Genomic DNA, 25943 nt, shown 5'->3' with positions numbered 1-25943 from the left:
CGGTGGGAGCGCGCTTCACGGTGCTCCGAGCGACACCGTCATTGTTTCGTCACAGGATTTCGGCTGCTATCGACGGTGGCGCGGCCTAGCGTCTGAACTGTGACCGATACCCACCCCGAACCGGCCGAAGTGACCGTGGTCATTCCGTGTCGAGACGAAGCTGAAGCATTGCCAGGTGTGCTCGCGGCGATTCCCGCCGGATATCGCGCCCTGGTGGTGGACAACGGGTCCACCGATGCCACCGCGTCCGTGGCGCACGGCTGCGGGGCCACCGTGGTGCGCGAGGAACGCCCCGGCTACGGTGCGGCGGTGCAGGCGGGGATCGCCGCGTCCGATACCGATCTGGTGGCGGTGCTCGACGGCGACGGGTCCATGGACCCGGGCGAGTTGCCGCAGCTGGTCGACCTGGTGCGCGCCGGTGTCGACCTCGCGGTGGGGCGGCGTCGCCCGACCGAGGCGGGAGCGTGGCCGTGGCACGCGCGGGTGGGCAATCACCTGATCGCGCGCAGACTGCGCCGCCGATACGGACTTCCGGTGCACGACATCGCGGCGATGCGGGTGGCCCGGCGGTCCGCGGTGCTTGGACTCGGCGACCTGCACCCGCGTTCCGGCTATCCGCTGGAGTTGCTGGTCGGCGCCGCGGCGTCGGGATGGCAGGTGGTGGAACGCGATATCAGTTACCGGCCGAGGGCGGGCGGGCGCTCGAAGGTATCGGGCTCCTGGCTCGGCACCGTCCACGCGACCCGGGACTTCCTGGCGGTGCTGCGATGAGTGCCGGGGTGACGCTGCTGGTGATCGCCAAGTCGCCGATCGCGGGCTTCGCCAAGACGCGCCTGACCCCGCCGCTCACACCCCACGAAGCCGCGTGCCTGGCGGCGGCGTCGTTGCTGGACACCCTGGACTCGGTGCGGCGCGCCGAGGTCGATCATCGGGTCGTCGCGTTCACCGGGGACCTGTGGCGAGCCGAGCGCGGGCGCGAAGTAGCGCGTGCGCTGGGGGAATTCGAGGTCGTGCCGCAGCGCGGCGCCGATTTCGGCACCCGGTTGGCCAATGCGCACGCCGATGCCGCGCGCTTCGGCGGCGCGGTCCTCCAGATCGGCATGGACACACCGCAGATCGGTCCCGACGTGCTGAGCGCGGCGGCGCGGCGGCTGGAGATCGGCGATGCCGCGCTGCTCGGTCCCGCCGAGGACGGCGGCTGGTGGGCGCTCGGCCTGCCGACGCCGCAACCGGCCGCCGTGCTGCCGCGGGTACCGATGTCGACCCCGCGGACCGGTGAGCTCACCCGGGAAGCCATGCGCCGCTGCGGATATCGCGTGGTCGACCTGCCGAGGTTCCGCGATGTGGACACCTTCGCCGACGCCACCGACGTGGCCGCCCGATCGAATGGCCGTTTCGCCCGGACGGTGCATGACGCGCTCGAACGCCTGGCGGTGATGCGATGAGCGCGAGCGCTTCTCGACACCGCTCGCCCGATCGGGAGCGCCGATGACCGGAAGGACCGGCGGACGCCTCGGTACGGCCGATGCGTCCGGCGCGGCGGTGCGGCGGGCCCGCCCGTGGTCGGCCGTCTCCTCGGCTCGCGGCCCGGAGGTGGCGTCGCGGGTCGGCGTCGCGCTCGGCGCGGCACTGTTGATCTGCTTCACGACGGGACTGATCAGTCACGGTATCCAGCACCCGCCGCGGTGGTTCTTCTGGCCCGCGCATCCGGTCTGGCTGTACCGGGTCACCCAGGGCGCGCATGTCGTGTCCGGGGTGGCCGCGATACCGCTGGTGCTGGTGAAGCTGTGGGCGGTCTATCCGAAGTTGTTCCAGCGTCCGATGTTCGGCTCGCCCGTGCGGCTGCTGGAGCGCGGCTCGATCGCGGTGCTCGTGGGCGCGGTGCTGTTCGAACTGTCGACCGGACTGCTGAATATCGCGCAGTGGTATCCGTGGAAGTTCTTCTTCCCTCCCGTCCATTACGCCGTGGCCTATCTGATGGCGGGGGCGCTGGTCGTGCACGTCGCGGTCAAGTTGCCGGTGATCCGCGCCGCCTTGGCTCCGTCGCGATCCGATGCCGATGCCGATGCCGATGCCGATATCGACGCCGACGACGACGCCCGGGGAGTCTCGCGCCGGGCCGTGCTCGGCGCGGCCTTGGTGTCTGCGGTGGTGGCCGGTCTCGCCGTGGCGGGCCAGAGTGTGCCTGCGCTGCGCAGGGTCGCCGTGGCGGCGCCGCGCAGCGGGCAGGGTCCGCAGGGGGTGCCGGTGAACAGGTCGGCCGCGGCGGCGGGCGTCCTCGACACCGCCCGAGATCCCGCTTACCGGCTCACGGTGATCGTCGGCGAACACCGAATGGCATTCACCCGCGAGGAATTGCTGGCGATGCCGCAGACCGAGGCGCGACTGCCGATCGCCTGCGTCGAAGGGTGGAGCGCCTCGGCGGACTGGTCCGGGGTGCGATTGCGTGACCTGCTGGCCGCGGTCGGTCCGTATCGCGGCGGCGAGGTCGGCTTCACCTCACTGGAAACCGGTGGTCTGTACCGTAGTTCGCTGCTCCCGCGGCCGCATGTGGTCGCCGCGGACACGCTGGTCGCCTTGCGGCTCAATGGAGCCGATCTCGACATCGATCACGGCTATCCGTGCCGGCTCATCGCACCGAGCCGTCCCGGGGTGCTCCAGACGAAGTGGCTGTCGCGGATCGAGGTGCGGTCGTGAATGTCGTGCGCGCGGCGCTGGTGGTGGCCGGCGTCCTGCTCGGTGTGTACGGTCTCACCCTGCTGTTCGACCTGCCCCGCGCCGATCTGATGTCGGTGATCGTGTGGTTCGCGGTCGCGATCCTGTTGCACGACGCGGTTTTCGCCCCACTGTGCGCGGCGCTCGGACTCACCGCGCGTCGCCTGCTGCCCGCGACGCTGTGGGCCCCGGCCGCCTGCGGCGCGGTCTGCACGGTCGCGCTCCTGCTGGTCGGTGCGCCGGTTCTGGGTCGCGGGGGCGCGGTCGCGGACAACCCCACGGTTCTCGACCGCGACTATCCGCTCGGGCTTACCATCGCGGTCGCGGCCGTCTGGACGTGCGTGATCCTGGCCTGGCTCGCGGGCCGCGCACGCGGGCGACGAGCCGCGCACCGACCGTCGCACTCCACTCCGACGACGAATACACCGTGACCGGATCCGGTGCCGACGGTGGTGAGCGGTTCGGTCGCCGGGATCAGCCGCCGACGTATTCGGCCAGATGCTGCCCGGTGAGCGTGGAGCGTCCGGCGACCAGGTCGGCGGGGGTGCCCTCGAAGACGACCAGACCACCGTCGTGGCCCGCGCCGGGACCGAGGTCGATGATCCAGTCGGCGTGGGCCATGACCGCCTGGTGGTGTTCGATGACGATGACCGACTTGCCCGCGTCGACCAGTCGGTCGAGCAGGGCGAGCAGTTGTTCGACATCGGCGAGGTGCAGGCCGGTGGTCGGTTCGTCCAAGACGTAGATCCCGCCCTTGTCGCCCATATGGGTAGCCAGCTTGAGCCGCTGACGCTCACCGCCGGACAAGGTGGTCAGCGGCTGGCCGAGGGTGAGGTAGCCGAGGCCGACGTCGGCGAGCCTGCCGAGAATGGTGTGCGCGGCCGGGGTGTGCGCCTCGCCGTCGGCGAAGAACTCCCGCGCTCGGTCCACCGACATCGCCAGCACCTCGCTGATGTCGCGCCCGCCCAGGTGGTAGTCCAACACCGCGGGCTGGAAGCGCTTACCCTCGCACACCTCGCAGGTGGTCGCCACGCCCGCCATCATCGCCAGGTCGGTGTAGATGACGCCCGCGCCGTTGCAGCCCGGGCACGCGCCCTCGGAATTGGCGCTGAACAGGGCCGGTTTGACCCCGTTGACCTTGGCGAACGCCTTGCGGATCGGGTCGAGCAGACCGGTGTAGGTCGCCGGATTGCTACGCCGCGACCCGCGGATCGGACTCTGGTCCACCGACACCACGCCCGCGTCGTCGTGGATCGACCCGTGCACCAGCGAACTCTTGCCCGAACCGGCCACGCCGGTCACGACTACAAGTACGCCAAGTGGAATGTCGACATCGACATCGCGCAGGTTGTTGGTGCTCGCGCCGCGGATCTCCAGCGTGCCGGTGGCCTCGCGCACGGTGTCCTTGAGTTTCGCGCGGTCGTCGAGATGTCGCCCGGTGACGGTGTCGCTGGCCCGCAATCCGTCGACGCTGCCCTCGTAGCACACGGTGCCGCCGCCGGCGCCCGCGCCCGGACCGAGGTCGACCACATGCTCGGCGATGCGGATGGTCTCGGGTTTGTGCTCGACCACCAGCACGGTGTTGCCCTTGTCGCGCAGCCGCAGCAGCAACTCGTTCATGCGCTGGATGTCGTGGGGATGCAGACCCGCGGTGGGCTCGTCGAAGACATAGGTGATGTCGGTGAGCGCGGACCCGAGATGGCGGATCATCTTCACGCGCTGTGCCTCACCGCCCGACAGCGTGCCCGACGGACGTTCCAGGGACAGGTAGCCGAGGCCGATCTCCACGAAGGAGTCCAGGGTCTGGGTCAGCGCGGTCAGCAGCGGAGCGACCGACGGCTCGTCCAGGCCGCGGACCCATTCGGCGAGGTCGCTGATCTGCATGGCGCAGGCGTCGGCGATATTGACGCCCGCGATCTTCGAGGACCTGGCCTCCGGCGCGAGGCGGGTGCCGTCGCATTCCGGGCAGGTGGCGAAGGTGACCGCGCGTTCGACGAAGGCGCGGATATGCGGCTGCAACGACTCGGGGTCCTTGGAGAGGAAGGATTTCTGCACCTTGGGGATCAGGCCCTCGTAGGTGAGGTTGACACCGTCGACCTTGACCTTGGTCGGCTCCTTGTACAGGAAGTCCTGCATCTCCTTCTTGGTGTATTTGCGAATGGGCTTGTCGGGGTCCACGAAACCGGATTCGGCGTAGACGCGCACCGTCCAGAAGCTGTCGGATTTCCAGCCCGGGATGGTGAACGCGCCCTCCGACAGCGACTTGGAATCGTCGTAGAGCTGGGTCAGGTCGATATCGGAGACGCTGCCACGGCCCTCGCAGCGCACGCACATGCCGCCGAGTCGGTTGAAGGTCGCCTTCTCGGCCTTGGTCTTGCCCGCGCCGCGCTGCACGGTGATCGCGCCGCTGGCCTTGACCGAGGGCACGTTGAAGGCGAAGGCCGAGGGCGGTCCGATATGCGGGCGGCCGATCCTGGAGAACAGGATGCGCAGCATGGCATTCGCGTCGGTGGCGGTGCCGACGGTGGAGCGCGGGTCACCGCCCATGCGCTGCTGGTCGACGATGATCGCGGTGGTGAGACCGTCGAGCACGTCGACCTCGGGCCGGGCCAGCGATGGCATGAAACCCTGGACGAAACTGCTGTAGGTCTCGTTGATCAGCCGCTGCGACTCCGCGGCGATGGTGCCGAACACCAGCGAGCTCTTCCCCGACCCGGAGACCCCGGTGAACACGGTCAGCCTGCGCTTGGGCAGTTCGACGCTGATGTCCTTGAGATTGTTCACCCGCGCGCCGACGACGCGGATCAGGTCGTGGCTGTCCGCGGCGCGCGGGGTGGACGTGGACTCGCCCTTCCTGGTGGCCGTGCTCATCGTGTCTCCTCGGGGTCGGTTCAGCTCGCCTGCTGGATGCGGATCAGGTTGCCCGCGGGATCGCGTACGGCGCAGTCACGCACGCCGTAGGGCTGATCGGTGGGTTCCTGCACGATGTCGGCGTCGGTGGCCTGGAGCTTCTCGAAGGTGCCCTCCAGATCCTTGGTGGCCAGCAGGATGCCGCCGTAGGTGCCCTTGGCCATCATTTCGACGATGGTCTTGCGCTCCTCCTCGGTGATACCGGGATCCACGGCGGGCGGATGCAGGACGATGGAGGTCGCGGGCTGCTCCGGCGGTCCCACGGTGATCCACCGCAGACCCTGGTACCCGACGTCGTTGCGGACCTCGAAGCCGAGGGTGTCGCGGTAGAAGGCCAGTGCGGCGTCCGGGTCGTTGTGCGGCAGGAAACTCGAGTGGATGGTGATGTTCATAGCGGTCAGGCTAATTGCGGCTCGTCTGCCCGCGCTTCTCGATTCCTGATCGGTCTGGTCACCTGTTTCGACACGCACGAGGGCATACCCTCGGTCGCCTCGGCGGCTTGGCGGCGGTAGGCGCTCGGCGTCATGCCGACCAGTTCGGTGAACCGGGTGCTGAAGGTGCCCAGCGATTGGCAGCCGACCTCGAAGCACGCCTCGGTGACGCTCATGTCGCCGCGGCGCAGCAGCGCCATCGCGCGCTCGATGCGGCGCGTCATGAGGTAGGAGTACGGCGATTCGCCGTAGGCGAGTTTGAACTGGCGGCTCAGATGCCCCGCCGACATGTGCGCGTCGCGGGCCAGCGCCTCGACATCCAGCGGACGCGCGTACTCCCGATCGATCCGATCGCGCACCCGGCGCAGACGAGCCAGGTCGCGCAGGTGATCGTCGGTGACGGGTTTGCTGGTCACCTGGACGATCGTGCCATGCCGGGCCGGAGTTGCCCAGTCCGCGGTGTGCGCGCGTCATCGGCACGGCGGGATGCCGGCTGTGCGTACCGGGGCATCGTCTCGTACTTATCGGCGAGGGAGCATGATGAGCTTCATCGGCGAAGGAGCATGATGAGCGAGGTTCTGGTCGTGATCGGCGCGGGCGGTATCGGCGCGGCGATAGCCCGCCGTCTCGGCCCGGGGCGCACGGTGGTGATCGCGGACTTCGACCAGGCCGCGCTCGACCGGGTCGGCGGCGAGTTGGCGGGGGAGGGCTACGAGGTCCGGCCGCACGTGGTGGACGTGTCCCGGCGCGAATCGGTCGCCGAATTGGCCGCCGCGGCAGCCGATTCGGGGCCCATCACGGCGGTCGCGCATACGGCGGGACTCTCGCCGGTCCAGGCGCAGGTGCCCGCCATACTCGGCGTCGACCTGGCGGGCGTCGCCTATTTCCTCGACGAATTCGAGCTCGTGATCGCGGCGGGCGGCGCGGCGGTCGTCATCGCGAGCATGGCGGGCAGTCTGGTCGCCGGACATCTGCCCGCCGAGATGGAGACCGCGCTGGCGTCGACGCCGTCGGACGAACTGCTCGCGCTGCCGTTCCTCGGCGGTATCACCGAACCGGCCGAGGCCTATGCCATCGCCAAGCGCGCCAATCAATTACGTGTGCGAGTCGCCTGCCGAAGCTGGGGTGCGCGCGGCGCGCGGGTCAACAGCATCAGTCCTGGCGTGATCAGCACCGCGATGGGCCGCGCCGAACTCGACGGCGAATCCGGCGCGGTGATGCGCGAGATGATCGGTTCCTCGGGTACCGGCCGTATCGGCACGCCCGCCGATATCGCGGGTGCCGCGGCCTTTCTGCTCGGTCCCGAGGCGAGTTACATCACCGGGATCGATCTGCTGGTCGACGGCGGTGTGGTGGCCGCGACGGCCGGCGCGGCGGCGCGCCGACGGTGAGGGTCCGCCCGGCGTCCGACCGGGCCGCGCGGGACGGCGCCGACGCCGCGACCGAACCGGCGTCGGGCCGTGCGTGGACGGACGCGGACCGGCCGCGCCCGCCGTGCGCGATTCAGGATCGGCGCGCGCGCCATTGTTCGACGTTCATGCCGCCGACACCCCAATCGGTGAGCGCCACTTCATCGATCACCACGTAGGTGCTCTCCGGCGCTTTGCCGAGCACGTCGTAGAGCAGTTCGGTGACCCCGGCGATGAGCCGCGACTTCTGTTCGGGCGTGACGCCCTCGTCGGTGACCTTGATGTTCACGTACGGCATTACGCTGCCCTTCCCGAGATGAACCCGCCGTCGACGGGGAGGATGTGACCGGTGGTGAACGCGGCGTCGACCAGATACAGCACGGCCGCGGTGGTTTCGGCGACCTCGCCGATGCGGTCGAGCAGTGCCAGCCCTGCGAAGGAGTCCACGTCCGCGTCGTCGAACAGCGGGGTGCGGATGATGCCGGGCGCCACCGCGTTGACCCGGATGCCGTGCGCGGCCAGCTCGGCGGCGAGACTGGTGGTCAGCGCGTGTACACCTCCTTTGGTGACGAGTGCGGCGGAGGCGGGCAGTCCGGCCAGTGCGTGGTCGATGAGCACGGTGCCGATATTGACGATGCTGCCGCCATCGCCCTGTCGGATCAGCTGTCGCACCACCTCCTGGGTGGTGAAGTAGGTGCCCTTGAGATTGCCGCCGATATAGCGGTCCAGATCCGCCTCGGTGACCTCAACGAAGGGTTTCGCGCCGAATACGCCCGCGTTGTTGACCAGCGCGTCGACCCGGCCGAATCGTTCGACCGCGAGCCGTACCAGTTCCGAACCCGTTGCGGGCGAACCGATATCGCCCGCGACCCGGGCCACCCGCTCGGGTGCGCCCAGTTGCTCGGCGACCGCGGCGAGTTTGTCCGGGTCGCGCCCGTTGAGTACGACCGCGTCGCCGCGATCGATGAACGCGCGCGCGATATCGCGGCCGATCCCGCTCGAGGATCCGGTCACGATGACCGTCTTGGTGGGCATTCTGTCTCCTTCTCTTGATACGACCGGTCGTCTTGGAATGAGTGTGGCGAGACGACCGGGAAGGGCGGTGGGTATCTCAGGGGCGGAAGTAGTCGTCCAGCAGTCGGCGCAGGCAGGTGCGCAGCGGCTCGATCGAGCGGTCGATCTTCATGCGGATCACCGCGCCCTCCCACGCTTCGATGAGCAGATCCGCCAGCTCGCGCGCGGGGATGTCGGTGCGGATCGAACCCTGTTCCTGCGCTTGCCGCAAGGCGTCGGCGACCCCGTCGCGCCATCGGTCGAAGGCCGCCGACAGCGATGCTCGCACGGGTTCGCTGCTGCCCTCGATCTCGGCCCCGAGGTTCGCGATGAGGCAGCCGCCAGTGAATTCCGAGGCGGTGAACCCGTCCATCAGACCGGTGAAGAACATGCGCAGTCCGGTGAGCGGATCGGGAGCCGGGCCGAGCGCGGCGGCCAGGTCCCGCTGGGTGCAGGCGGAGTAGTGCTCGACGACAGCTCGGGCGAAAGTCTCCTTGCTGTCGAAGTAGTTGTAGAACGAGCCCTTCGGGACGCCGACGGCATCGAGGACCTGTTTGATGCCGGTGCCGTGATAGCCGCTAGTGAGGAATTCGGCCGTGCCCTGCTCCACCAGCAGTCGCCTCGTGTCGTCGTTGCGTCGCGGTCGCGCCATGCGAATAATATACGACCGGTCGTCTACTAACGCAATGTCGGGGCGACCCACGACGTGTTCACCGTATGGATACCGCTAAAGAATCCCCGTTTCGCCTGATCTGGGGCCTACAGTCGGAGAGTCGACACTGGAGTTCATGGACGTGCCGCCGGCTTCGGGTGGCAGGCGCGTGGTGGCAGGAGGTCAGGGAAGGGTTCGGCGACGGTGAGGCGTGGGCGGCTGCGGATCTATCTGGGAGCGGCACCGGGTGTGGGCAAGACCTACGCCATGTTGGCGGAGGCACATCGGCGGCTCGAACGGGGCCGCGACGTGGTGGCCGCGGTGGTCGAGACCCACGGCCGGGCCAAGACCGCCCAATTGCTCGAGGGCATCGAGCGGATTCCCACCAAATCGGTGCTCTACCGGGGCACGGCATTCCCCGAACTCGACGTCGAGGCGGTGCTGCGCCGCAAACCGGCCGTGGTGCTGGTCGACGAACTCGCGCACACCAATACGCCGGGAAGTGCGAACGAGAAGCGCTGGCAGGACGTCGAGGAACTGCTCGAGGCCGGCATCGACGTGATCTGCACGGTGAACGTGCAGCACCTCGAGAGCCTCAACGACGTGGTCGAGCAGATCACCGGGATAACCCAGCACGAGACCGTGCCCGACGCGGTCGTGCGCGGGGCGGATCAGGTCGAGTTGGTCGACATCACCCCGGAAGCGCTGCGGCGCAGGATGTCCCACGGCAATGTCTACGCCGCCGACAGGGTCGACGCGGCCCTGCGCAACTACTTCCGGCCCGGAAACCTCACGGCGCTGCGTGAACTCGCACTGCTGTGGCTCGCCGATCAGGTCGACGCCGCGCTCGCGAAATACCGTGCCGACCACAAGATCACCGAGATCTGGGAGGCGCGCGAACGGGTCGTCGTCGCCGTCACCGGCGGACCCGAATCCGAGACCGTGGTGCGGCGGGCGAGCCGCATCGCCACCAAGTCCAGCGCGGATCTCGTCGTCGTACACGTGGTGCGCGGCGACGGTCTGGCCGGTGTGTCGGCGCAGCGGTTGGCGCGGCTCCGGGATCTCGCCGCCAGTCTCGACGCCACCCTGCATACGGTGACCGGTGAGGATGTGCCCACCGCGCTACTGGAATTCGCACGCGAGGTCAATGCGACCCAGTTGGTCCTCGGCACGTCGCGGCGCTCGCGGTGGGCCCGCATCCTCGACGAGGGAATCGGCGCAACGGTGGTGCAGCGCTCGGGCAAGATCGACGTGCACATGGTCACCCACGAGGAGGCCGGCCGCGGGCCGAGTCGTCGCCGCTTCACGCCGCGCCGACCGGTATTGGCCTGGCCCGCGGCGATTCTCGTGCCGGGTCTGGTGTGCGCGCTGAGCGCGGTGGTGCTCGACGACTATCTGCAACTCGGCGGAGTCAGCGCCATCTTCTTCATCGGCGTCGTGGCGGTGGCGCTGTTGGGCGGCGTCGTGCCCGCGGCCTTCTCGGCGCTGCTCTCCGGACTGCTGCTCAACTGGTTCTTCACCGACCCTCGCTACAGCCTCACCATCGCCGAGCCGGACAGTTTCGTGACCGTGGTGGTGCTGCTCATCGTCGCGGTGGCGGTGGCGGCACTCGTCGACGAGGCCGCCGCGCGCACCGCGCAGGCCCGCCGGGCCTCGCGCCAGGCCGAATTGCTGACCATGTTCGCGGGCGCGGTGCTGCACGGCGCGGATCTGCCCAACCTGCTCGAACAGGTCCGCGAGACCTACGGATTGCGAGCGGTCAGCATGCTGTGCGGTGACAAGGTGATCGCGGCGGTCGGCACCGATCCGCCGACGCGCCGTGCCGATGCCGAGACCGTGATCGAGGCGGGCGACACCACCAGTTGGCTGCTGCTCTCGGGGCGCCCGCTGTCCCCGCGCGAGCGACCGGTGCTCAATGCCGTCGCCAATCAGGCCGCGGGACTGGTGAAGCAGGCCGGACTCGCCGAGGAGGCCAAGGCCGCGGCGGCGCTGCTCGAGGCGGACCGGCTGCGGCGGGCGCTGCTGTCGGCGGTCAGCCACGATCTGCGCACGCCGCTGGCGGGAGCGAAGGCGGCGGTGTCGAGCCTGCGCAGCGACGACGTGGAATTCTCCGCCGCGGACACCGCCGAGCTGCTCGAAGCCATAGAGGAGTCGGTGGATCAGCTGACCGCTCTGGTCGGCAATCTGCTCGATTCCTCCCGGCTGGCCGTGGGCGTGGTAGCGCCGCAGTTGCGCCGGGTGTACCTGGACGAGGTCGTGCACCGGGCGCTGGTGAGCCTGGGTATGGGAGCCAGAGGACTGCGCCGGGCGGCGATGAAGCGGGTCGAGGTGGAGGTGGGCGATGTCTCGGTGCGCGCCGACAGCGGTCTGCTCGAGCGTGCGGTGGCCAATCTGATCGACAACGCGCTGCGGCATTCCCCGCGTGACACACCGGTGCGGATCACCGCGGAACGAATCGGGGACCGGGTCAGCATCGCCGTCATCGACGTGGGACCGGGCATTCCGCCGGGCACCGAGGAGCAGTTGTTCGAACCGTTCCAGCGGTTGGGTGACCGCGACAACACCACCGGTGTCGGTCTGGGGCTGTCGGTCGTGCGCGGCTTCGTGGAAGCGATGGGCGGCACGGTCCACGCCGAGCCCACCCCCGGCGGCGGCCTGACCATGATCGTGGATCTGGCGGCGGTCGAGAGTCCCACGTCCGACTCGCCGCAGGCCGACGAAGCCGCCGTGGACGGCTCGCACCCGTCACCGGAGGTGGTCGCGGGCCCGGTCGTGCACGGCGCTGCCCGAACGAGTGGGGACGTCGGTGGCGGGCGATGAGAATCGTGCCGAACGGAAACACCGCCCGATGCCGGGTCGAGCCGTGTTCGGTGGCCGAGGCAGCCGAACCGAGTTGGACGGCGCGGACGCCGTACCCCGCGGGCTCGCCGACCGATGCGGGTCCGACGCGGAACGAAGTCGGTGGCCGATGATGACAACGACCGTGATCGAACGGACGCGTGCACAGTGCACGGAGAGGCGGACCGAAGTCTCGATGACCGACAAGAAAACGGACGGCCCGGCCACCAAGGTCCTCGTCGTCGACGACGAACCGCAGATCGTGCGGGCGCTGCGGATCAACCTGTCGGTGCGCGGCTACGAAGTGATCACCGCCGGCGACGGCGCGTCCGCCCTGCGCGCGGCGGCCGACAAACATCCCGATGTGGTGATCCTCGATCTCGGACTGCCCGATATGGACGGTATCGAGGTGCTGGCGGGACTGCGCGGATGGACCACCGCCCCGGTGATCGTGCTCTCGGCGCGCACCGATTCCGCCGATAAGGTCGAGGCGCTGGACGCGGGCGCCGACGACTACGTCACCAAACCGTTCGGCATGGACGAACTGCTGGCACGGTTGCGCGCGGCGGTCCGGCGCGGGGTCGACGCCGATGTCAGCGATCCGGTGGTGGTGACCCCGTCGTTCACCGTCGACCTCGCCTCGAAGAAGGTCACCAAGAACGGCGAGGCCGTGCACCTCACGCCCACCGAATGGGGAATGCTCGAGATGCTGGTGCGCCATCGCGGCAAACTCGTCGGCCGCAAGGAACTGCTGCGCGAGGTGTGGGGACCCTCCTACGCCACCGAAACCCACTATCTGCGGGTATATCTCGCGCAATTGCGGCGCAAACTCGAGGACGATCCGGCGCGTCCGAAGCATCTGCTCACCGAGGCCGGTATGGGGTATCGATTCCAGGAGTGACCCGATCCGTGTCGGGACGGCGGTCCCGGCCGGAATGTCCGCGCGCCCGGTCGACGTTGGCACGGGAGTCCGACGACCGGATTGCCGGTGTGTCGGACGTTCCGACGACGATGGCAGGATCGACCACATGGCTGAGAACACCCCGGCGCCGAATACCGCCGCCCCCGCGAGCACCGCAGACGCCGCGCCGACCACGCTGTGGGTCGAGCGCACGGGGACCCGTGAATACGTCGGTCGCAGCTCCCGGGGCGCCGAGGTGCTGGTGGGTTCGCAGGGCGTGCCCGGCCGGTTCACCCCCGGTGAACTGCTGAAGATCGCGCTGGCCGCGTGCACGGGGCTCAGCGCCGACCTGCCGCTGGCGCGCCGCCTCGGTGGCAGTTTCGACGCCACCATCCGCGTCTCCGGCGACGCCGATCGCGAGAACGAGGTGTATCCGCAATTCGACGAGGTCTTCGAACTCGACCTGAGCGAACTCGATGAGCAGGCCCGCGAACGCCTGCTGGTGACCGTGCAGCGCGCCGTCGACAAGGTGTGCACGGTGGGCCGCACGCTGAAAGCGGGGTCCAAGGTGACGTTGTCGTTCGAGGTCGATTCCTGATTCGCGGAGTCGGCGGACGCCGCGAGTCGACCGTGCGGTAGGACGGTCGGCATCGCACCCGTTATCGTCTGCGCATGGGTGAGATACCAGCGGCCGGATCCGGGCCCGGCGGCGACGCGCGGCTCAGCGCCTGGGTGCACGGTGCCGTACAGGGTGTCGGATTCCGCTGGTGGACCCGTTCGCGGGCGCTGGAACTCGGCCTCACCGGCTACGCCAGGAACGCGCCCGACGGCCGCGTGCACGTGGTCGCCGAAGGATCGCGCGCGGCCTGCCTGCGGCTGCTCGAGATGTTGCGCTCGGGCGACACCGCTGGTCGGGTGACCCTGGTTGTGGAAAGCTGGGAGCCCGCGCGCGGCGATATGTCCGTATTCGAGGAGCGGTAGTGGATTCGACGGTGCAGGGGAGGGTGCGTTGACTACGGGGAGACCGGGAGATTCGGCGGACGGCTCCGGCTCGGGTGATCAGCCGCCCGGTTCGGCGCCGCCGCCCGGGGCCGGTGGCGTGCCGCCGCATCCGCCCGTCGGCGGGCAGCCGCCGTTCCCGCCCGGACCGCAGGAGCAGGGCGCGCCGCGGCAGGGCAGCATCGAGCGCCAGGAGCCGGGCGTGACCCAGCCGCGTCCGCCGACGGTCGCCGAGGCCAGGGCGCGCGACAAGGCGCGCAAACGCGCCGAGGAGACCAAGCGCGCCGCCGCCTCCGTCGCCGACGCCAAACGGCGCACCCGCAATCGCGTGCTGATCGGCGGAGTCGCCGTCGTGGGCGTGGCCGGACTCGTGGGCGGCGGCTACCTCGCCTACCGGGCGCTGACGGCACCGGACCGGGTGACCGCGTCCTGCGTGCAGATCAACGAGAACGGCCAGGAGGTCGTGGTCGAGGACAAGTACTGCCAACCGGGACAGGCCGGATTCGTCGACGACGACAGCTCGCGCGGTCACGGCGGCGGCATCGTCGTACTCGGCGGCTGGCCGCAGTACCGGTACTACTACGGCGGCAGCACCACCGTGGGCAAAGCGCCCACCGGCGCGACCACGGTCCGGCCCAAGGGCGCGGAGATCAAGACCAAGACCGGTACCACCATTCAGCGCGGCGGACTCGGCAGCAAGAGCACCGGGGGCGGCTCGTAATGCGGCGGGTGCGCGGGGCTCCAAGGGCAGGCTGGCAGCAGATCATCGAAGGCCAGGGACTGGTATACGGCGCGCCGGGGCGCGACGCGAGCGGACAGCCACGCCCGTACTGGGACGAAACGGTGCACTACGAATTCGACATGCCGGAGATATTGGCGCTCGAGGCCGATGTGGAACTGCTGCATTCGATGTGCCTGCACGCCGTCGAACACGTGGTGCTGACCGAACGGTTCCGGGATTTCGGTCTGCCGGAATGGAGTTGGGAACCCATCGCGCAATCGTGGCGGCGATCCGATCCGCACGTCTACGGCCGCTTCGACCTGCGCTACGACGCTCGCCGCCCGGCGAAACTGCTGGAATACAACGCCGATACCCCGACCTCGCTGCTCGAGGCGGCGATCGTGCAGTGGCACTGGCTCACCACGGTGTATCCCGACGACGACCAGTGGAATTCACTGCACGAGAAGCTCGTCGAACGCTGGGGCGAACTGCGCGACATACTGCCCACGCCGCAACTGCATTTCAGCTGGTCGGGCGCGGACGCCACCGGTGAGGACAATGTCACCACGGCGTATATGCAGGAAACCGCCGCCGAGGCGGGTTTCGACACCATCGCGCTGCCGATCGAGGAGATCGGATTCGATTCGGAGCTGGAACGTTTCGTCGACCTCGCGGAGGCGCCGATCGAGGCCGCCTTCAAGCTCTACCCATGGGAGTGGGTGCTCGACGACGATTTCGGCAAACGGGTCGTGCGGTCGCTGCCGGAGACCACGTGGGTGGAACCGCTGTGGAAGACGCTGCTGAGCAACAAGGCGATTCTCGCGGTGCTGTGGGAGATGTATCCCGGACATCCGAATCTGCTGCCCGCCTACATCGATGAGCCGCACGAACTCACCGAGTACATTCGCAAACCGAAACTGGGCCGCGAGGGCGCGAATATGACGATCGTCGGCGCGGGGCTGGAGACGGCGACCGGCGGCGTCTACGGCGAAGAGGGTTTCGTCTACCAATTGCTCGACCCACTCCCGGAATTCGACGACATGCGCCCGGTGCTGGGCGCGTGGATCGTCGGGGACACCTCTGCGGGCCTCGGCATCAGGGAGACCGCAGGCTTGATCACCGACGACGGCGCCGCCTTCGTCCCGCACCGCATTCCCACGGATTAGACATACGGATGTTCAGGAAGGACCATCGATGACCGCGGTCGCCCTCGAATCGGGGTACTGGAGTTCGCTCGGCCAAGGGGTCGGCGCCATACTCCTCTACGCCGTGATCGGCTTGGTGCTGATGCTCATCGGCTTCTACGCCATCGACCTGACCACCCCCGGGAAGCTGCACAAGCTGGTCGGTGAGGGCAAGCCTAACGCCATCATCGTGACCGCCGCGGGCATCCTCAGCATGGCCGTCATCGTGGTGCTGGCGATCTACTCCTCGGCGGGCAAACTCTCCGAGGGGCTCATCGCCGCGCTGGTGTACGGCCTGGTCGGCATCGTCGCCCAGGTGATATCGGTGCGCGTGCTGGAGAAGGCGCTCGGTATCGACATCGGCGCGGCACTGCATTCGCCGACATACACCACCGAGGTGCTCGTGGTCGCGGCCGCGCACTTCGGCCTCGGTTTCGTCGTCGCCTTCGCCATCCTGTAGGCCGGACCCGGAGATTCCGGGTCCGGCGCCGGATCAGTGTCCGCGGGCTATCCAGTCCGCGAGCGCGGGCTTCTCCGCGCCGATGGTGGTGCCGTCACCGTGACCGGTGCGCACGGTCGTGTCCTCTGGCAGGGTGAGCAGCCGGGTGCGGATGGAGTCGATGATGGTGTCGAAATCGGAGTAGGAGCGACCCGTCGCGCCCGGACCACCGTTGAACAGGGTGTCGCCGGTGAACAGCGCCGACAGGTCGGGGGCGTACAGGCTGACCGAACCGGGCGAGTGGCCCGGGGTGTGCAGGATGTCGATATCCATGCCCGCCACCGTGATTCGCGGGGTGTCGGCCTGCGACCGGTAGTCGACGGACGGATGGGTCATGCGCCACAGCGGTTCGTCGGCCGGATGCAACAGGATCGGCGCGTCCAGGCGACGGCTCAATTCCGGTGCGACCGTGACATGGTCGTTGTGGCCGTGCGTGCACAGCACCGCGACGACATCGCGGTCGCCGACCGCCGCGACGATGGCGTCCGCGTCGTGCGCGGCGTCGATGACCAGCACCTCGCGGTCGTCGCCGACGAGCCAGACATTGTTGTCGACATCCCAGGTGCCGCCGTCGAGAGAGAAGGTGCCCGAGGTGACCACCCGATCGATGCGCGCGGTCACAACACCACCACCGAGCGCAGCACCTTGCCACCGTGCATGGCGTGGAAGGCGGCCTCGACGTCCTCCAACGCGATCCGCTCGGTGACGAACTTGTCCAGCGGCAGCCTGCCCTGGCGATACAGGTCGACGAGCATGGGGAAATCGCGTTCGGGCAGGCAGTCGCCGTACCACGAGGATTTGAGCGAGCCGCCGTGGGAGAACAGGTCGATCAGCGGCATCTCCAGTGTCATATCCGGGGTCGGCACGCCGACCAGCACGACCGTGCCCGCCAGATCCCGTCCGTAGAATGCCTGCTTCCAGGTCTCCGGGCGGCCGACGGCGTCGATGACGACGTCCGCGCCGAAATCGTCGGTGAGTTCCTTGATGCGCTCCACCGCGTCCTCGACGTTCGCGTCGACGGTGTGGGTCGCGCCGAATTCGCGGGCCCAGTCCAGCTTCGCGCTGTCGCGATCGACGGCGATGATGGTCTTGGCCCCGGCCAACCGCGCGCCAGCGATGGCGGCATCGCCGACCCCACCGCAGCCGATGACCGCGACGGTGTCACCGCGCGAGACGTTGCCGGTGTTCATCGCCGCGCCGATACCCGCCATGACACCGCAGCCGAGCAGTCCGGCGACGGCCGGATCGGTGTCGGGGGCGACCTTGGTGCACTGCCTCTCGTGCACGAGGGTCTTGTCGGCGAACGCGCCGATGCCGAGAGCCGGACTGAGCGCGGTGCCGTCGGCGAGGGTCATGGGCGTGCTCGCGTTACCGCTGTCGAAGCAGTACCAGGGTCGCCCGCGTTTGCACGCGCGGCACTCCCCGCAGACCGCGCGCCAGTTCAGCACGACGAAATCGCCGACGGCCACGTGGCTGACCCGCTCGCCGACGGATTCCACGATGCCCGCGGCCTCGTGACCGAGCAGGAAGGGGAATTCGTCGTTGATGCCGCCCTCGCGGTAGTGCAGGTCGGTGTGGCAGACGCCGCACGCCTGGATCCGCACCACCACATCCTGTGGACCGGGATCGGGGACGACGATGTCGACGATTTCGACCGGAGCGCCCTTGGCGCGGGCGATGACACCGCGCACGGTTTCCGACACGAATACCTCCTCGAGGGTCTGGCCTGCCACTGTGGCACGGCTCATCCTGCCGTGCGCCCGGCTACCGCGCCACGTCGCCCTCGCCGGTGGCGGGGCGTGCCGGCCAGGATCGTCGGTAACTGCGTGAGTGCTCTGCTCCGCCGCCGCTACAGTCCGGTGGGGTCGCCGAACACCGCTCCGCTGTCATCGACTTCGGGGGTTCGGGCTTCCACGGAGCTGTACTGGCGGACGGTGACCGGGCCGATGCAGCCGTCGACCTTGATGTAGAAGTCGCGAGTCACGATCTGGACGGTCTTGCCCGGGATGAGTGCCTTGCCTTTCCCGATCTCGACGGTCACTATGTCACCGGCCTTGATGTCGAACTCCAGGTTCGGGCCCGGGTCAACCGTGACGGAGGGGGTGATGCCGTTGAACTCCTGCGCCTGCCCCGATTCGAACTCCTGCGACTGGCCGAACTCCCGCGTTCGCGACTGCCCGAACTCCTGCGTCCGCGATCGCGTCGGATCGCCCGTACCCGTCTGCTCGACGGTGCGCGACCGGGCCTGTTCCGAGGTCTGGGCCTGCGCCTGCTCCGTCGTGTATGTCTGCGCCTGCTCCGTCAAGTAGTTCTGCTGCGGTCCCTCGATCCCGAATTCCAGGCTGGGGGCGATGCCCGGCGTCACGACATCCAGTTTGGCCGCGCAGCCGACGTAGTAGCCGGTCTTGAGCGTGCCCTCGGCCTGCCCATCGATCCGGGCGTAGGCGACATTGCTGACCAGGGCTTCGTAGCTGGTGCGTACGCCGTTCAACGGGGGGATGCGATTGATGACTTCGTCGCGTGTACCGACCGTGAAATTGCCGACCTCCGATTCGAAGGTCTTCTCGTGGGGGGGAAGGTTGACGATATCGGCATGCGCGGTCGGCAGCGGCAGTATCGCCAATGCTGAGGCGGTGAAACCAACTCTCCGTATGGTCCGCAACATAACGCCAAGGATAGCTAATTGATAGCTAATCTCCCCCTGTTGGGCGGCCGCGTGATCCGACCGATACGGCTCGTTGTCCGCTCGTTCATAGGTAAACGCTGTGGCGGCTTCCCGGTGACCATGAGGTATCGCCGCCGACTCGGAAGTGCCGCGCCTCTTGACATTCCACATAGGAGGGTTCATGCTGGATCTACCTTCCAATATGGAATATCAGCTCGAAGGAATCGGATATGGACATCGCGACCGGAACGCGCGCGTCGGACGCGGAACGCGACGCCGTGGTTCGCCAGTTGGCCGCCCATCTGACCGACGGCCGAATCGATCTCGCCGAATACGATCAGCGGGTGGCCACCGTCTACGGCGCCACCACCCGTGATGACCTACGTCTCGTACTCGCCGACCTGCCCGCGGCGCCGAAACGGATCATCGCCACCGACGGCCGTCGCCGCCGGCTCCCGCTCTGGCAGCGCATCGAGGCGGGCAGCTGGGCGGCGGTCAGCGTGCTGGTTCTGATCATCTGGGCGGCTGTCTCGCTCGGCGTCGGGGAATTCACCTACTTCTGGCCCGTCTGGGTCATCGGCCCGTGGGGCGCGGTCCTGGTCTTTCGCATGGTGACCGGGTTCGAATCCGGGCACGGGTGCGGCCGTCGCGCCTGAGCGCGAGCATCGGCGCGAAACCACCGCCGAACCCTCCCCGCCCGGCCGCCGCCGATTCCGAAGGGACGGCGCGGAGTTCAGCGGCCGTGGCGCGGGCGGGTCCGGTGATCGCGCCGCGCTTCCCGGTCGTAATCGTCATCGTCGTCGAATCCGTGCCGGGGGCGCGCCGAACGCGGGCCGGACACCAGCGGGTCGGGTGTCGAGCGACCATTGCGGGGATCGGCGCCCGCACGGCCGTCGACGGCGGGGGCGGATCGGCGCGGCGCGGCGCGATCGCCGTCGTCCCCGCCGTGCGGTCGGCCGCCGTGACGACCCGAATCGGCGGGGTCGACATCACGCGCGCGCGGTGTCGAGCCGGTGGGACGGCGGCCGCCGGACGACGGATTCGCGAAATCTCCCACCGGGTGTGACGGCGCGGCGCGATCCCGCGCCGCGCCGTCGCGGGATCGGGGGGCGTAAGCGCCGGCGTCGGGACTGTGCGGTGATCGGCTCACGGTGCGATTCGGCACGGACGGCGGATGGTTCGCGCCGGGGCCGCCGCGCTCGGACGAGCGTCCGCGACGGGCGTCCTCCTCGTGAGCGCGGCCGGGGGTGCGTCCCGCGATATCGTCTACCAGGCGACGACGGCTGGTCGACGGTGCGCGTTCGCCGCGGGCGGGCGATTCCACCTCGCCGCGTACCGGGGTCGGTGGCGCGGGCGTTCGCCGGTCCGCGACGGAACGGTCCTGGCGCGCGGAAGGTGTTGCCCGGCCGGATGTCTCGACCCCCGCGCGATCGGTGGTCCGCTTCGTCCGGGCGGGAGCGGGCGCGCGGTCCGATCGCCGCGCCGGTTCGGCCTGATCGGGGGAGCCGGGGCGTCCGGTTCGCTCGGGACGCGGTCCGATCGCCCGGTCGGGTCCGGTCCCGGGTGCGCTCGCGCGGCCGGTGCGGTCGGCGGCGACGCGATCCGGGTGCGTGCCATTGGAGCCGCTGTGCTCCCGTGCGCCGCGGATGGTCTTCGCACCGGTGATCCGGTCCTGCGGCCCCGTCGGGGTCCGGGTTTCGGCGCTTCCCTTCGCCGCTGTCGCCCGCGCGGTCCGGTGCGGCGTTCGTTCCGCCGATTCGGCGCGGGCGGATCGCGCGGGAGTCCGGCCGTCGCGTTCGTTCGGTCGTGGCGCGACCCGGTTCGGGCGGCGCGCCGAATCGGCGGCTCGCGCGCGCCTGCCGCGCGGCACGTCCTCGTAGTCGACGTCGTAATCGCGGTAATCGTCGTAGTCGGCCCGTCGAGGTCCGCGCGAACGGTCCGCGACCCGGACGAATCGGTCTTCCGCTGCGTCGGCCGCTGCCGCGATGTCGTCGTCTACGGGATCCTCCTCCTCGTCGTAGTCGTCGAGGTCGTCCTCGTCGTAGTCGTCGCGGCGACCCGGGATGGCGCGGGCGAGCAGGGTGCGGGCCATGCCTAGTCGTTCGCGCAACGACGGCGGGTTCTCGTGCTCATAGTCCTCGTCGTCGGACGGGTCCGCGAGGGTCTCGTTCCGCCCACGCGGTCCGATCCGCGACGGCGTCGCGACCCTCGGCGCCCCGCCCTCGGCCGTGACCCGCGGGCGCGGCCCCGAGGTGGGAGCCGACCACCGGGCGGCGCTCTCGTGCCGCTGCTCGATGAACGCGGCCACCGGGACACCGGCCCGACCTGCCTGCACCTCACGCGGCAGGCCGCGTTTGATGATGGGCAGTTTGCGAGTGGCCAGGCTGGGATTGTCGCCCTTCTCGCGATAGGTCGCGGGGATGCCGTGCGCGCGCACCCAGGCGCCGGGATCCCGGCGGCTGGGTCTGTCCAGTTGTGGCACCACACTTTCCAGTAGTTCCACCAGTTCGCCCGGTCCTCCGCCGAGTGCGGTCTTGATGGCGGGGAAGGTATCGGGCCGGAAGGTCCATGACCATTCGTGCGATTCCGGTCCGTCGGTGCTCTCCCGGCCGTGGAACACCAGATTGCCCGACGGTGCGATTCGGGCCCGAATCGTCCGATTCTCCGATTGCAGGAGGAATTCGCCGCTCTGCCCGGTCTCGTCGGCCTCGTCGGTCTCGAGTTCCTCGGCCCTGTTACTCAGGCTGATCTCGAACCAGGCCGCGGCGATGCCCGCGACCCCGAGTCCGGCGGCGAGCAGGAGTTCGCCCCACACATCCGACAGCATCGAACTGCGACTCCGCTCGCAGGCGTAGAGGAAAATCAAGCTGCCCAGCACCAATGCGGTGATACGGACAAGCCGGTACCCGGTGCTGGTCCCGGTCAGGGGGGCTGGCATCGGCGAACTCCCGAACAACATTCTGCTGGCGAATCAGGAGGATGGTATTCCCAAGTCCGCCATCGTCGCAGACTTTGCGGACGGTTCGACACACGGCAAACACCGGGCACACCGGGAGATCCGATATCGTCGCGGGAGTCGATAACCTGGAGCGAGCCGCGTGCCGGTCGGGGTGGCCGGTGGATACGATGTCCGGTCGTCCGGCCGTCGGGGGACGACAGACGGAAAGGTCAGCCGAATTTGCACCTGAAGAGTCTGACGTTGAAGGGGTTCAAATCCTTCGCGTCCGCGACGACATTGCGCTTCGAACCGGGGATCACCTGCGTGGTCGGCCCCAACGGTTCGGGTAAGTCCAATGTCGTCGACGCCCTGACCTGGGTCATGGGCGAGCAGGGTGCGAAGGCGCTGCGCGGCGGCAAGATGCAGGACGTGATCTTCGCGGGCACGTCCGGGCGCGCGCCGTTGGGTCGCGCCGAGGTGACCCTGACCATCGACAACTCCGACGGCGCGCTGCCCATCGACTACGCCGAGGTCTCCATCACCCGGCGCATGTTCCGCGACGGCGCGGGCGAATACGAGATCAACGGCAACTCCTGCCGTCTCATGGACGTGCAGGAATTGCTCAGCGACTCCGGTATCGGCCGGGAGATGCACGTCATCGTCGGTCAGGGCCAACTCTCGGCGATCCTCGAATCGCGGCCCGAGGACCGCCGCGCCTTCGTGGAGGAGGCCGCCGGTGTGCTCAAACACCGCAAACGCAAGGAGAAGGCGGTCCGCAAGCTCGAGGCGATGCAGGCCAATCTGGCGCGCCTCACCGACCTCACCACCGAATTGCGCCGTCAACTCAAACCGCTCGGGCGCCAGGCCGAGGTGGCGCGGCGCGCGCAGACCGTACAGGCCGACCTGCGCGATGCCCGGCTGCGGCTGGCCGCCGACGATCTGGTGACCCGGCGGCAGGAACTGGCGAGCCGGCAGAGCAAGGAAGCCTACGCACGCGAACAGCAGATCACGGTGCAATCCGAACTCGACGCGGGCAATGCCGCACTCGCCGAGCAGGAATTCCAGCTGTCGCGGCTGACCCCGAGCGCCGAGGCCGCCGCCCAGAGCTGGTTCCAGCTGTCGGCGCTGGCCGAGCGCGTGAACGCCACCATCCGCATCGCGGGCGACCGCGCCCGCCACCTGGACACGCAGGCGCAGGTCGGCACCGGCCGCGATCCCGATCAGCTCGAGGCCGAGGCAGCCAGGGTCGAGTCCGAGGAACTGGAGTTGCGCGCGGCGGTCGAGATGGCCGCCGAAACCCTCGAATCGGCGCGCGACGCTCTCGCCGAACGCGAGCACGCGGCCAAGTCGGCCGAGGCGGCCCATCTCGCGGCCGTGCGCGCCATCGCCGACCGGCGCGAAGGGCTGGCGCGACTGGCGGGTCAGGTCGAGACCCTGCGTGCCCGCGCGCAGTCGGTGGACGCCGAGATCGTCCGGCTCACCGTGGCCATTACCGACGCCCGGCAGCGCGGTGACGCCGCGGAGGCCGAATTCGAGGCGGTCCAGCAGGAATTGAGCGAACTCGACGCGGGCGAGGAAGGACTCGACGCCCAGCACGAACACGCGGTGCAGGCCAAGGACATGGCCGACCGCCGCGTCGCCGAACTGCGCGAACAAGATCGTGAGGCGGGCAAGAGGGTCGCCTCGCTGTCCGCGCGCATCGAGGCGCTCGGCATGAACCTGGCCCGACGCGACGGCGCGGCATGGCTGACCGAACACCGCGCCGACGGTCTGCTCGGCCCGCTGTCGGGAATGCTGCGGGTGAGCGGTGGATACGAGGCCGCGGTCGCCGCCGCGCTGGGGCCGCTCGCCGACGCCGTGACCGCCGACTCCGGCGAGACCGCCCATGCCGCACTGCGCGCCTTGAAGGAGGCCGACGGCGGCCGAGCCGGACTCGTCTTCGGTTGCGCGCCCGCCTCGACCGCGGCGGACGACCCGCTGCCCGGATCCGCGCGCAGGCTCGTCGAGGTGGTGGACTGCCCGGACGATATGCGCGGCGCGGTCGCGGCGCTGACCGCGGGTGTCGCGGTGGTCGACGACCTCACCGCCGCAGCCGACCTGCTCGCGGCCCGACCGGACCTGCGGGTCGTCACCCGCGAGGGCGATCTCGCGGGTAGCGGCTGGGTGCTCGGCGGTTCCGATCGCGCCCCCAGCCGGCTCGAGATCCAGGCCGACATCGACGCCGCCGCGGCCGAGTTGAGCGCCTCACAGCGCCGGGCCGAGGAGCTGGAGGCGGCGCTGTCGGGCGCGCTGGACGAACAGGCCGACCGCAAGGACGCGGTGGATCAGGCCCTGCTCGCCCTGCACGAATCCGATCAGGCCCTGCTGGCGATCTACGACCGGCTCGGGCGCCTCGGCCATGCCGCGCGCTCGGCTCGTGCCGACAGCGAACGGCTCGCCGCCCAGCGCGACGACGCCGAGGCGGGCCGCGAGGAGTCGCTGACCGCGCTGGCCGAACTCGAGGATCGGCTGCGCGCGGTGGAACTCGAACAAGGCGCCGACTCCGACGGTTCGGGCGGGGCGGGCACCGAGGCCGCGGGCCGTGCACGCGAGGAGGCCGCCGCCGCGCTCGCCGAGGCCAGGTCACTGGAGGTGGAGGCGCGTCTGGCGGTGCGCACGGCCGAGGAACGCGCGGAATCGGTGCGTGGCAAAGCTGATTCGCTGCGCCGCGCCGCGCGCGCCGAACGCGAGACCAGGGCGCGCGCCGAACGTGCGCAGGCCGCGCGCAAGAAGGCCGCCGCGCTGGCTGCGGCCGTCGCCGAATCCGGCGCGCGTATCGCGGCCGAACTGGACAGGGTCGTCGCCGAGGCGGGCGCGCGGCGCGACGATCTGGTGCGCAGGCGCAGCGAGGTCGCCGCGCAGGTCGATCAACTCAAGGAGCGGGTGCGCGCCCTCGGCGCGCAGTTGGCCCAGCTCACCGACGCGGTGCATCGCGACGAGGTCGCCAAGGCGCAGGCCGCGCTGCGCATCGAACAGTTGGAGACGACCATCGCCGAACAGTTCGGCATCGCCTTGGCGGATCTGATCGCCGAATACGGTCCCGACGTGCCGCTGCCGCCCTCGGATCTGGAGTGGCAGGAGTACGAGCAGGCCAAGGAACGCGGTGAGCAGGTCACCCCGCCCGCGCCCATGCCCTACGATCGCGCCTCCCAGGAACGCCGGGCCAAACGCGCCGAGAAGGATCTGGGCACCCTCGGCAAGGTGAACCCGCTCGCGCTCGAGGAGTTCGCCGCGCTCGAGGAGCGCTACAACTTCCTTTCCACCCAACTCGAGGACGTCAAGAACGCGCGCAAGGACCTGCTCGACGTCGTGGCCGAGGTCGACGCCCGCATCCTCCAGGTGTTCACCGAGGCGTACGAGGACGTCGAACGCGAATTCGTCGGGGTCTTCGCAAAACTGTTCCCCGGCGGCGAGGGCAGGCTGGTATTGACCGACCCCTCCGACATGCTGACCACCGGTATCGAGGTCGAGGCGCGCCCGCCGGGCAAGAAGGTCAAGCGGCTGTCGCTGCTGTCCGGTGGTGAGAAGTCGCTGACCGCGGTCGCCTTGCTGGTCGCCATCTTCCGGGCCAGACCATCCCCGTTCTACGTCATGGACGAGGTCGAGGCCGCGCTCGACGACACCAACCTGCGACGGCTGATCGGTCTGTTCGAACAGTTGCGGGAGAAGAGTCAGCTCATCGTCATCACCCACCAGAAGCCGACCATGGAGATCGCCGACGCCCTCTACGGCGTCAGCATGCGCGGCGACGGCATCACCCAGGTCATCTCCCAGCGCTTGCGCGCGGAGACGCCGACCCGGGTCAGCGCGACAGGCTGAGTTCGCGGATTCCGGCGTCGCGTTCGTCGGTGCGGAGTCCCCGGCGGCATCCACCGCCATCGGCTCGCGTCACGGATCGGCTTGGGGCGAGCCGGAATCGGCCGCCATCGGTCTCGACATACGCTCGCACGTCGTGGTATTCGGCCGTGCGCTCCCCGGATGCGTTGCCA

General features: G+C 69.3%; 24 protein-coding genes. 14 read left to right on the top strand and 10 right to left on the bottom strand.

The annotated features are described in order from the left end of the window. The first annotated feature begins 99 nt into the window (after positions 1-99). Genes APZ21_RS17515 through APZ21_RS17500 form a run of 4 tightly spaced genes read left to right on the top strand, consistent with a single transcriptional unit; the run spans position 100 to position 3146 of the window. A complete protein-coding gene (locus APZ21_RS17515; protein ID WP_054814326.1) occupies positions 100-771 on the top strand; it encodes a glycosyltransferase family 2 protein in 672 nt (223 codons plus the stop codon). After that, positions 768-1445: a TIGR04282 family arsenosugar biosynthesis glycosyltransferase gene (locus tag APZ21_RS17510; protein WP_054814325.1), complete on the top strand. Its 678-nt coding sequence runs from the start codon at positions 768-770 to the stop codon at positions 1443-1445. Before APZ21_RS17515 ends, APZ21_RS17510 begins: the two co-directional genes overlap by 4 nt. Before the next feature lie 43 nt (positions 1446-1488). Next, positions 1489-2697: a molybdopterin-dependent oxidoreductase gene (locus APZ21_RS17505; RefSeq protein WP_082393187.1), complete on the top strand. Its 1209-nt coding sequence runs from the start codon at positions 1489-1491 to the stop codon at positions 2695-2697. Continuing rightward, positions 2694-3146, top strand: coding sequence for a hypothetical protein (locus APZ21_RS17500; protein WP_239476677.1), 453 nt, complete (start codon positions 2694-2696; stop codon positions 3144-3146). Before APZ21_RS17505 ends, APZ21_RS17500 begins: the two co-directional genes overlap by 4 nt. A gap of 43 nt (positions 3147-3189) precedes the next feature. On the opposite strand, the gene APZ21_RS17495 is transcribed toward APZ21_RS17500, so the two are convergent. The 3 genes from APZ21_RS17495 to APZ21_RS17485 are packed head-to-tail and all read right to left on the bottom strand — an operon-like array spanning position 3190 to position 6472. Further along, the gene (locus APZ21_RS17495; RefSeq protein WP_054814323.1) at positions 3190-5586 is read right to left on the bottom strand and encodes an ATP-binding cassette domain-containing protein; all 2397 of its coding nucleotides are present in this window, start codon (positions 5584-5586) and stop codon (positions 3190-3192) included. A gap of 20 nt (positions 5587-5606) precedes the next feature. Further along, positions 5607-6017: a VOC family protein gene (locus APZ21_RS17490; protein WP_054814322.1), complete on the bottom strand. Its 411-nt coding sequence runs from the start codon at positions 6015-6017 to the stop codon at positions 5607-5609. A gap of 5 nt (positions 6018-6022) precedes the next feature. Further along, the gene (locus tag APZ21_RS17485; protein WP_054814321.1) at positions 6023-6472 is read right to left on the bottom strand and encodes a helix-turn-helix transcriptional regulator; all 450 of its coding nucleotides are present in this window, start codon (positions 6470-6472) and stop codon (positions 6023-6025) included. A 147-nt stretch (positions 6473-6619) separates the two neighbouring features. On the opposite strand from APZ21_RS17485, the gene APZ21_RS17480 reads away from it, so the two are divergent. Continuing rightward, entirely contained in the window at positions 6620-7447 is an 828-nt protein-coding gene (locus tag APZ21_RS17480; RefSeq protein WP_054814320.1) for an SDR family oxidoreductase, read from the top strand. A gap of 112 nt (positions 7448-7559) precedes the next feature. On the opposite strand, the gene APZ21_RS17475 is transcribed toward APZ21_RS17480, so the two are convergent. From APZ21_RS17475 to APZ21_RS17465, 3 genes are all read right to left on the bottom strand, one after another. After that, the gene (locus APZ21_RS17475; protein ID WP_054814319.1) at positions 7560-7763 is read right to left on the bottom strand and encodes a tautomerase family protein; all 204 of its coding nucleotides are present in this window, start codon (positions 7761-7763) and stop codon (positions 7560-7562) included. Then, positions 7763-8500, bottom strand: a complete 738-nt coding sequence (locus tag APZ21_RS17470) for an SDR family NAD(P)-dependent oxidoreductase (protein ID WP_054814318.1) — start codon at positions 8498-8500, stop codon at positions 7763-7765. The genes APZ21_RS17475 and APZ21_RS17470 overlap by 1 nt, the downstream gene beginning before the upstream one ends. Before the next feature lie 76 nt (positions 8501-8576). Further along, entirely contained in the window at positions 8577-9170 is a 594-nt protein-coding gene (locus tag APZ21_RS17465; protein ID WP_054814317.1) for a TetR/AcrR family transcriptional regulator, read from the bottom strand. Between the two features lie 204 nt (positions 9171-9374). Here APZ21_RS17465 and APZ21_RS17460 point away from each other — a divergent pair, with 204 nt between their 5' ends. From APZ21_RS17460 to APZ21_RS17430, 7 genes are all read left to right on the top strand, one after another. Beyond that, entirely contained in the window at positions 9375-11990 is a 2616-nt protein-coding gene (locus APZ21_RS17460; RefSeq protein WP_082393186.1) for a sensor histidine kinase, read from the top strand. Positions 11991-12204: 214 nt separating this feature from the next. Continuing rightward, complete coding sequence (locus APZ21_RS17455) at positions 12205-12909, top strand: response regulator (RefSeq protein ID WP_054814450.1); 705 nt, start codon at positions 12205-12207, stop codon at positions 12907-12909. Positions 12910-13036: 127 nt separating this feature from the next. Next, positions 13037-13507 carry an OsmC family protein gene (locus APZ21_RS17450; protein ID WP_054814316.1) on the top strand — a complete coding sequence of 157 codons (471 nt, stop codon included), beginning with the start codon at positions 13037-13039 and terminating at the stop codon, positions 13505-13507. A gap of 74 nt (positions 13508-13581) precedes the next feature. Next, a complete protein-coding gene (locus tag APZ21_RS17445; RefSeq protein ID WP_054814315.1) occupies positions 13582-13890 on the top strand; it encodes an acylphosphatase in 309 nt (102 codons plus the stop codon). A 28-nt stretch (positions 13891-13918) separates the two neighbouring features. Continuing rightward, positions 13919-14629 carry a hypothetical protein gene (locus APZ21_RS17440; RefSeq protein WP_239476676.1) on the top strand — a complete coding sequence of 237 codons (711 nt, stop codon included), beginning with the start codon at positions 13919-13921 and terminating at the stop codon, positions 14627-14629. Next, the gene (locus APZ21_RS17435) at positions 14629-15795 is read left to right on the top strand and encodes a glutathionylspermidine synthase family protein (protein WP_054814314.1); all 1167 of its coding nucleotides are present in this window, start codon (positions 14629-14631) and stop codon (positions 15793-15795) included. Before APZ21_RS17440 ends, APZ21_RS17435 begins: the two co-directional genes overlap by 1 nt. A 28-nt stretch (positions 15796-15823) precedes the next feature. After that, positions 15824-16273, top strand: a complete 450-nt coding sequence (locus APZ21_RS17430; protein WP_054814313.1) for a DUF350 domain-containing protein — start codon at positions 15824-15826, stop codon at positions 16271-16273. A gap of 33 nt (positions 16274-16306) precedes the next feature. Here the strand turns inward: APZ21_RS17430 and APZ21_RS17425 are convergent, their stop codons facing one another. From APZ21_RS17425 to APZ21_RS17415, 3 genes are all read right to left on the bottom strand, one after another. Beyond that, positions 16307-16933, bottom strand: a complete 627-nt coding sequence (locus APZ21_RS17425; protein WP_054814312.1) for an MBL fold metallo-hydrolase — start codon at positions 16931-16933, stop codon at positions 16307-16309. Then, on the bottom strand, positions 16930-18015 hold the full coding sequence (locus APZ21_RS17420; RefSeq protein ID WP_054814448.1) for an S-(hydroxymethyl)mycothiol dehydrogenase: 1086 nt from the start codon (positions 18013-18015) through the stop codon (positions 16930-16932). Before APZ21_RS17420 ends, APZ21_RS17425 begins: the two co-directional genes overlap by 4 nt. Before the next feature lie 146 nt (positions 18016-18161). Then, positions 18162-19148: an MspA family porin gene (locus APZ21_RS17415; protein WP_162240347.1), complete on the bottom strand. Its 987-nt coding sequence runs from the start codon at positions 19146-19148 to the stop codon at positions 18162-18164. A gap of 59 nt (positions 19149-19207) precedes the next feature. Between APZ21_RS17415 and APZ21_RS17410 the strand changes: the two genes are divergently transcribed. After that, the gene (locus tag APZ21_RS17410; protein WP_054814310.1) at positions 19208-19633 is read left to right on the top strand and encodes a DUF1707 SHOCT-like domain-containing protein; all 426 of its coding nucleotides are present in this window, start codon (positions 19208-19210) and stop codon (positions 19631-19633) included. Positions 19634-19710: 77 nt separating this feature from the next. Here the strand turns inward: APZ21_RS17410 and APZ21_RS17405 are convergent, their stop codons facing one another. Further along, positions 19711-21915, bottom strand: coding sequence for a hypothetical protein (locus tag APZ21_RS17405; protein ID WP_156371130.1), 2205 nt, complete (start codon positions 21913-21915; stop codon positions 19711-19713). Between the two features lie 240 nt (positions 21916-22155). Between APZ21_RS17405 and smc the strand changes: the two genes are divergently transcribed. After that, positions 22156-25773, top strand: a complete 3618-nt coding sequence (smc, locus tag APZ21_RS17400; protein ID WP_054814308.1) for a chromosome segregation protein SMC — start codon at positions 22156-22158, stop codon at positions 25771-25773. The last annotated feature ends 170 nt before the right edge of the window (positions 25774-25943 follow it).

It is taken from the genome of Nocardia arizonensis (assembly GCF_001310275.1).
Classification (GTDB): Bacteria; Actinomycetota; Actinomycetes; order Mycobacteriales; family Mycobacteriaceae; genus Nocardia; species Nocardia arizonensis.
This window is presented reverse-complemented; position numbering and strand designations above follow the sequence as displayed.

Bases quoted from the DNA above. Each gene is read 5' to 3' on its own strand.
- APZ21_RS17510 (WP_054814325.1), top strand. From the start codon at position 768: ATGAGTGCCGGGGTGACGCTGCTGGTGATCGCCAAGTCGCCGATCGCG.
- APZ21_RS17505 (WP_082393187.1), top strand. From the start codon at position 1,489: ATGACCGGAAGGACCGGCGGACGCCTCGGTACGGCCGATGCGTCCGGC.
- APZ21_RS17495 (WP_054814323.1), bottom strand. From the start codon at position 5,586: ATGAGCACGGCCACCAGGAAGGGCGAGTCCACGTCCACCCCGCGCGCC.
- APZ21_RS17490 (WP_054814322.1), bottom strand. From the start codon at position 6,017: ATGAACATCACCATCCACTCGAGTTTCCTGCCGCACAACGACCCGGAC.
- APZ21_RS17480 (WP_054814320.1), top strand. From the start codon at position 6,620: ATGATGAGCGAGGTTCTGGTCGTGATCGGCGCGGGCGGTATCGGCGCG.
- APZ21_RS17475 (WP_054814319.1), bottom strand. From the start codon at position 7,763: ATGCCGTACGTGAACATCAAGGTCACCGACGAGGGCGTCACGCCCGAA.
- APZ21_RS17470 (WP_054814318.1), bottom strand. From the start codon at position 8,500: ATGCCCACCAAGACGGTCATCGTGACCGGATCCTCGAGCGGGATCGGC.
- APZ21_RS17465 (WP_054814317.1), bottom strand. From the start codon at position 9,170: ATGGCGCGACCGCGACGCAACGACGACACGAGGCGACTGCTGGTGGAG.
- APZ21_RS17455 (WP_054814450.1), top strand. From the start codon at position 12,205: ATGACCGACAAGAAAACGGACGGCCCGGCCACCAAGGTCCTCGTCGTC.
- APZ21_RS17450 (WP_054814316.1), top strand. From the start codon at position 13,037: ATGGCTGAGAACACCCCGGCGCCGAATACCGCCGCCCCCGCGAGCACC.
- APZ21_RS17445 (WP_054814315.1), top strand. From the start codon at position 13,582: ATGGGTGAGATACCAGCGGCCGGATCCGGGCCCGGCGGCGACGCGCGG.
- APZ21_RS17435 (WP_054814314.1), top strand. From the start codon at position 14,629: ATGCGGCGGGTGCGCGGGGCTCCAAGGGCAGGCTGGCAGCAGATCATC.
- APZ21_RS17430 (WP_054814313.1), top strand. From the start codon at position 15,824: ATGACCGCGGTCGCCCTCGAATCGGGGTACTGGAGTTCGCTCGGCCAA.
- APZ21_RS17415 (WP_162240347.1), bottom strand. From the start codon at position 19,148: ATGTGGAATGTCAAGAGGCGCGGCACTTCCGAGTCGGCGGCGATACCT.
- APZ21_RS17410 (WP_054814310.1), top strand. From the start codon at position 19,208: ATGGACATCGCGACCGGAACGCGCGCGTCGGACGCGGAACGCGACGCC.
- APZ21_RS17405 (WP_156371130.1), bottom strand. From the start codon at position 21,915: ATGCCAGCCCCCCTGACCGGGACCAGCACCGGGTACCGGCTTGTCCGT.